The following is a 6,670-nucleotide window of genomic DNA, read 5'->3' as shown; positions in this document are numbered from 1 at the left end:
CGTCAATAAATATATTCAACCACTCAAAGAAGGATTCCTCTTTTTTATTTTAAAAAATCGCTAAATTTAATTTACACAACTTATTATACAATACTAAAGAAAAGATAAATGAGATTAACGATTATTTTAATAAGAATAATATTAGTCCAATGGAAGTTAAATTATTCTATTCCAATTTACTTACAAATATTTTCAATAGTTTCAAAACACTTCTGCAGACCGAGAAGTATCTAGAAGAATATGAGTACTACTATTACTCGATTTTAAATGAAACAGCTTTAAGTAAAATTGAGCAGCTTTTTTATGACTTTGTAAAAATGATTTTAGACAATATAAAAAATTCAAATCAGAATCACTCAAAGGTTTTAATTGACCAGGCATTAAATTATATTGAGTCAAATTATGATCAAAAAATTTCACTAGAAAATGTTGCTAATGAGCTTAATATTTCAAAAAATTATCTCTGCAATGTTTTTAAAGATGAGATAGGAGAAAATACTACTACTTATATTAATAAACTCAGAGTAGATAAAGCAAAACAGCTTTTGTTAGAAAAAAAACTATAAGTTAAAAGAGTTATACAGCAAAGTTGGCTTTTCTAATCAGTATTATTTCAGCAGGGTTTTTAAAAAAATTAGTGGAATGACTGTTACAGAATATAAAAATATAATTAAAAAAGACTGAATTTATGATCCGGCTAGCTAATAGCTGGATTTTTTTATGCCATCTTAAGAAAATATAAAAAAATTATAATATAGTATAAAAAAGATCAATATGTGTATTATATCACTAAATTATTCTGATTTTTCGTAATATTTTATATAAAGTTGTTAATTGCATTCATTTAAAATTTAAATAATTAAACATATAATTTTAATTAGATAATAAAAAATAAATATTGAGGAGGTGTATTATGGAAAAAGAGATTAAATTAAAAATTGAAAATATCAACAAATCTTTTCCAGGGGTAAAAGCTTTAGATAATATTAATTTTTCGGTAAAAAAAGGTAGTGTTCATGTTTTATGTGGAGAAAATGGTGCTGGTAAATCCACTTTAATGAAAATTATTAATGGAATTTATAATCAAGATAGTGGAGAAATTTATATTGACGGTGAGTTAGCAGATATTAATAGTCCAGTTGAAGCTATAGATCATGGAATTTCTATGATTTTTCAGGAATTGAATTATGTTCCGGAAATGACTGTTGAAGAAAACTTTGTTGCCGGGAGATGGCCTACCAATAAATTTGGTAAGGTAAACTGGAAAAAGGCAAGAGAAACCGCAAAAAATTTACTTGAAGAAGAAGGACTTAATTATTCTTTAGATACCAAATTAAAAAATCTTACTATTTCAGATATTCAGCTTTTAGAAATTTCAAAAGCTGTTTCTTATGATTCAGATATTATAATTATGGATGAACCAACTTCAGCTATTAGTGATAAAGAAATAGAAATTTTATTTGAAAAGATCAATTCTTTAAGAGATAGAGGAAAAAGTGTGATTTATATTTCTCATAAAATGGATGAGATTTTTCAAATAGCAGATGAAATCACTGTTTTGAGAGATGGTAAAGTTGTAGCCACTAATAAAGCAGAAGATTTAACAGAAGACAAAGTAGTATCAATGATGGTGGGAAGAGAACTGTCCAAGGCTTTTCCAAAAGAAGAAATTGAAATCGGCAAAAAAATATTTGAAGTAAGAAATTTAAGTAGAAAAGGTGTAATCAGAGATATTAACTTTAATGTTCACCGGGGAGAAATAGTTGGTTTTGCCGGTCTGGTAGGTGCTGGTAGAACTGAGGTTATGAGGAGTTTATTTGGGCTGGATGAATTTGATTCTGGAGAAATAAAAATTAAAGGAAAAAATGCGAAAATAACTAATACTTCTGACAGTATTGATAATGGTCTTGTTATGTTATCTGAAGATAGACGCCGTTATGGTATAGTTCCAGTGAGAAGTGTAAGAGAAAATATTACTATTTCAAAATTAGATGACTTTATTTATGGTGGTAGATTACATGCTAAAAAAGAAAAAAAAGTTGTAGAAGATATGAGTCATAAACTTAATATTAAAACTCCATCGATAGAAACAAATGTTAGTTCTTTAAGTGGGGGAAATCAGCAGAAAGTGATTTTAGCCAAGTGGCTGGTAAATAATCCGGATGTCTTTCTTTTAGATGAACCAACAAGAGGAATTGATGTTGGTGCTAAATATGAAATTTATAAACTAATGGTGGATCTTGCCAAAGAGGGCAAGGGGATAGTTATGGTTTCTTCAGAATTACCAGAATTAATAGGAATGTGTGATCGAATTTATGTTATGTCTGAAGGTACAATAACTGGAGAATTGAGTAGAGAAGAATTTTCCCAAAAAGCAATTATGAAATATGCTATTGGGGGCTAATTAATCAAGGAAAGTGGTGATTAAATGAATATTAGTAATAGATTTAAAAGAGTAAGAAAAAAATATGGTATTTTACTTGTTTTAATACTTCTTTTTATTATAGCTACACTTTTAAACAGCAATTTTTTATCAGCTAGAAATTTATCTAATATTTCAAAACAGGTATCAATAACAACAATCCTTGCTTTTGGTGAAACAATTTTGATTATTTCTGGTATGTTAGATTTATCCAATGGATCAGTTTTAGCACTGGCAGGTCTTTTATCAGTTTCTGTTTTCAAGATGACTGGCTCATTATTGCTGGCATTTTTGGTAGCTATAATTGTAGCAGTAATTTGTAATATACTTAATGGTATTATGGTAACAAAATTTAAAACCCCTCCTTTTATTGCTACTTTAGCGATGATGGCAATGGCAAGAGGTGCAGCATTACTATATACAAATGGGCAAAATATTTATCAAATTGGAGATTATACAATTTTTGGTCAGGGATCTATTCTTGGTATACCGACACCTATTATTTTCTTAGTTATAATTGCTTTTGTTACCTGGTATATTTTACATCATACAAGATTGGGACGTTCTTTATATGCAATAGGTGGTAATGAAGAAGCTGCAGTTGCTTCTGGTGTTAATGTTAACAAAAATAAAATGAAAGCATATATTATTAACGGAGTATTTGTTGGGATTGCAGGAGTTATATTCATGTCAAGAGTTAATGCAGGTCTGCCAAATGGTGGCCAGGGATTTGAATTTCAAGCTCTTACAGCATCTATTATTGGTGGTACAAGTTTCTCAGGTGGTATTGGTACTGCTGGTGGAACAGTTATTGGTGCTTTTATAGTTGGAACTTTAAATAACATTATGAATTTGACAGCTGTTAATTCATATTTGCAGCAGATTATTCGTGGTGCAATAATTGCACTGGCTGTAATTTATGATACATATTCTAAGAATATGAAAATGAAATCTGAAAAAGGTGAAATTGAAGTTGAAGAAGACGAGAAAGAAGAATAAAAAATAAATTAAAACTTTAAATCAGTTCACAATGGCTTCAACAGCCGTTAATAATAATACAAGGAGGTAATTATGTTGAAAAAAGCTTTATTAGTTAGTATGGTTTTAGTTTTTGCTTTGGTGATCACAATGAGCAGTTCAGTCATGGCCCAGGAAAAGTATGAAGTAGCTTACATTGCAAGAGCCCAGGGGGATTCGTTTGCTGCCTGGTTAGCTAATTCAATTGTGAATGAAGCTGAGAACTATGAAAACATTAATGTTGAGGTTTTTGATGGTCAGGGATCAGACTCAAAACAAAATTCATTAATTGAAAATGCTATTACAAATGAATATGATTTAATTATTATTCAACCTAATAATGGTGAAGCTCAGAGACCTTATGCTGAGCAGGTAGTAGAAGCAGGTATTGAATTAATTACAACCAATGCCCGTATTGAAGGTATTGAGGGCGGCTCATCTGTTGATGCGGATCCATATGCACAGGCAGCTGTAGTTGCAGAAAGAGCTGTGGAACAGGTTCCAGAAAACGCTAATGTAGTCGTTTTGACAGGACCTCCCGGAAACTTCCACTCAAGTGAAAGACGTAAAGCGTGGGAAGCGGAGTTTTTCGAAAAGCGTCCTGATGTAACAATTGTTGGCGAGCAGATCGCTAACTGGAATAAAGATGAAGCCATGAGATATATGGAAGACTGGGTAATTGCAAATGACCGCATAGATGCCATAATTTCCATGAATGATAATATGGCAGCAGGTGCACTAGAAGTTGTAAAAGATGATCCTAAATTTAATGACATTTTAGCCTATGGTGTTGATGGAACTGCTGAAGCCTGCCTATTAATTAAAGATGGACTAATGACAGCTACAACAATGCAGAGTGCTTATGCTTTAGCTGATAAATTATTATGGGCTTCAGATCTATTATTAAGAGATGAAGTTATTGAGATTCATACTAATATAGGAAACCCAGTTGTAGATCAGAGTAATGTTGATAAGTATATTGAAATGCATGAAGAAGCTGGAAACCTGTAAAATAAGATTATTTTTAAAGATATAATTGGATAAATATGATAATTATATCTGAGTAATAAGTATAATTATGTTATAATAAAAATAAACATCTTGGATGTGCTGGCTGTGATTTTGCAGCCAGCATATTTGATTAACTATTAAACTTTAGGAAGGGATGATTTTAATGGATAAAATGAAAGTAGCTTTAATGCCTGAACCTGGTAAAATGGAAATTGTAGAGCGGGATGTTCCAGAAATTGATGCTGATGAAGTATTAGTAAAAATAGAACATGTTGGTTTATGTGGTTCAGATGTTCATTATTATGAACATGGTCGAATTGGAGACTTTGTAGTTGAAGATCCAATTGTTTTAGGACATGAATCAGCTGGAAAAATAGTTAAGACCGGAAAAAATGTTGAAGGTCTTAAAGAGGGTGAATTAGTTACTTTAGAGCCTGGAATTCCCTGTGGTAAGTGTGAATACTGTAAATCAGGCAAATATAACCTCTGTCCTGACGTAGAATTTTTAGCAACTCCTCCCTATGATGGTGCGTTTTCAGAATACTTAGCTTATCCAGCAAATATGTGTTTTAAGTTACCTGAAGGTATGGATACAATAGAAGGAGCTTTAATAGAACCACTTTCTGTTGGTTTTCATGCTGCTAATCAGGCTGATGCTCAGGTTGGAGAGACTGCAGCTGTTTTAGGATCTGGCTGTATCGGACTTTCAACTTTAATGGCTTTACAGGCAAGAGGTGTCACAGAGGTTTATGTTGTTGATTTAATTGATATTCGCTTAGAAAAGGCAGATGAGGTAGGTGCTGCTAAAACTTTAAATGCTAAAGAAGTTGATGTAGTAGAAGAAATAATGAAATTAACTGATGGTAAAGGTGTAGATATGGTTATCGAAACTGCCGGTAGTAAGGTTACAGTCAAACAGTCTGTAGAGTTAATTAAACGAGGTGGTCGAATTGTGCTTGTTGGTATGGCTGCTGATCCACAGATAGAATTTGATTTTGGTAAATTACAGGCAAAAGAAGCTTATATTAACACTGTATTTAGATACAGAAATATTTATCCAAAAGCAATTAAAGCAGTTGGAGATGGAATTATTGATATTAAACAGGTGGTAACTGATACTTTTGGTTTTTCTGAAATTCAGGAGGCATTTGAATATAATATAGCTAACAAGGATAAGACAGTAAAAATTGTAATCGATATGAATAAATAGTTGATAGTGAGGGGGTTAATGATGGATCTAAATTTAAAAAATAAATTTGCAGTTATTACAGGTGGCAGTAAAGGTATTGGTTTTGCTGTTGCAAAAGGACTTGCTGCTGAAGGTGTTAATGTTGCTTTAATAGCTAGAGGTGAAAATAGATTAAAAGAGTCAGCTTCAATGATAAGAGAAGAGTATAATGTTAAAGCATTAGAAGTTTCAGCTGATCTAACTAAAAAAGAAGATATAGAAAAGGCATTTGCAAAAATTAAAGACTTTAGTGATAGAATTGATATCCTTATTAATAATGCAGGTACTGGAACAAATGAAAATATAATTGATGCTGATGATGAGAAATGGAATTATTTTTGGAATCTGCATGTAATGGCGGTTGTTAGATTAAGCAGGTTGGTAGTGCCAGTTATGAAAGAAAATGGTGGAGGAGTTATTTTAAATACTTCTTCAATTTGTGCAAAACAACCTTTAGATTATGAACCGATCTATAATACAACTAAAGCTGCTTTAACAATGCTGTCCAAAGGAATGGCCAATGAATTTATAGAAGACAATATTCGGGTTAACAGTATCAATCCGGGGCTGATTCAGACTGAAGATTGGGTTAATACTGCGAAAGATCTGACAAAAGATACAGATAAAAGTTATCAGGATTATCTTGATAATATTGCAGAAGAAAATACTCCAATTAAAAGATTTGCAACTCCAGAAGAACTGGCTGATTTTTATGTTTATATGTGCTCTGATAAAGCAAGTTACTGTGTAGGATCAAGTTATTACGTTGATGGTGGTTGGTTAAAAACAACAATATAAATGTATATAACATAAATAGTTATTTATTTTTATAAAATAGTCTATATTCAAAATATATAAACATTGGAAGATATTGAAACCGTCGGTGGCTGTGCCGGCCAGAGATTCCGCAAATGATTTTTAAAAAATAAGGAGAATACCGTTCAAACAGTATTCTCAGCAGTAGTACCAAAATAAAGAATATTAGAAATATT

At 31.5% G+C, this 6,670-nt stretch carries 6 protein-coding genes and 1 pseudogene; all 7 read left to right on the top strand.

The genetic code is table 11. The features are described from left to right. Positions 1 to 149 precede the first annotated feature (149 nt). The 7 genes and pseudogenes from DFR79_RS15750 (at position 150) to DFR79_RS15720 (ending at position 6,476) form a co-directional block, all read left to right on the top strand. Positions 150 to 566: an AraC family transcriptional regulator gene (locus tag DFR79_RS15750; RefSeq protein ID WP_133516411.1), complete on the top strand. Its 417-nt coding sequence runs from the start codon at positions 150 to 152 to the stop codon at positions 564 to 566. A 37-nt stretch (positions 567 to 603) separates the two neighbouring features. Continuing rightward, positions 604 to 684 (top strand): annotated as a pseudogene (locus DFR79_RS16555) (hypothetical protein); the annotation flags it as partial. Between the two features lie 229 nt (positions 685 to 913). Beyond that, complete coding sequence (locus tag DFR79_RS15740; RefSeq protein ID WP_133516410.1) at positions 914 to 2,404, top strand: sugar ABC transporter ATP-binding protein; 1,491 nt, start codon at positions 914 to 916, stop codon at positions 2,402 to 2,404. A 24-nt stretch (positions 2,405 to 2,428) separates the two neighbouring features. Further along, positions 2,429 to 3,421: an ABC transporter permease gene (locus DFR79_RS15735; RefSeq protein WP_133516409.1), complete on the top strand. Its 993-nt coding sequence runs from the start codon at positions 2,429 to 2,431 to the stop codon at positions 3,419 to 3,421. Between the two features lie 99 nt (positions 3,422 to 3,520). Further along, positions 3,521 to 4,450, top strand: coding sequence for a sugar ABC transporter substrate-binding protein (locus tag DFR79_RS15730; protein ID WP_432207101.1), 930 nt, complete (start codon positions 3,521 to 3,523; stop codon positions 4,448 to 4,450). Positions 4,451 to 4,613: 163 nt separating this feature from the next. Then, on the top strand, positions 4,614 to 5,660 hold the full coding sequence (locus tag DFR79_RS15725) for an NAD(P)-dependent alcohol dehydrogenase (protein ID WP_208107569.1): 1,047 nt from the start codon (positions 4,614 to 4,616) through the stop codon (positions 5,658 to 5,660). Between the two features lie 21 nt (positions 5,661 to 5,681). After that, on the top strand, positions 5,682 to 6,476 hold the full coding sequence (locus DFR79_RS15720) for an SDR family NAD(P)-dependent oxidoreductase (RefSeq protein WP_133516408.1): 795 nt from the start codon (positions 5,682 to 5,684) through the stop codon (positions 6,474 to 6,476). The last annotated feature ends 194 nt before the right edge of the window (positions 6,477 to 6,670 follow it).

Source organism: Halanaerobium saccharolyticum (assembly GCF_004362045.1).
Classification (GTDB): Bacteria; Bacillota; Halanaerobiia; order Halanaerobiales; family Halanaerobiaceae; genus Halanaerobium; species Halanaerobium saccharolyticum_C.
Note: the sequence above shows the minus strand (reverse complement) of the source record. Positions and strands in the feature narration are given on the sequence as shown.

Coding starts and splice junctions, on each gene's coding strand:
- DFR79_RS15750 (WP_133516411.1), top strand. CDS start 150: ATGGAAGTTAAATTATTCTATTCCAATTTACTTACAAATATTTTCAAT.
- DFR79_RS15740 (WP_133516410.1), top strand. CDS start 914: ATGGAAAAAGAGATTAAATTAAAAATTGAAAATATCAACAAATCTTTT.
- DFR79_RS15735 (WP_133516409.1), top strand. CDS start 2,429: ATGAATATTAGTAATAGATTTAAAAGAGTAAGAAAAAAATATGGTATT.
- DFR79_RS15730 (WP_432207101.1), top strand. CDS start 3,521: ATGGTTTTAGTTTTTGCTTTGGTGATCACAATGAGCAGTTCAGTCATG.
- DFR79_RS15725 (WP_208107569.1), top strand. CDS start 4,614: ATGGATAAAATGAAAGTAGCTTTAATGCCTGAACCTGGTAAAATGGAA.
- DFR79_RS15720 (WP_133516408.1), top strand. CDS start 5,682: ATGGATCTAAATTTAAAAAATAAATTTGCAGTTATTACAGGTGGCAGT.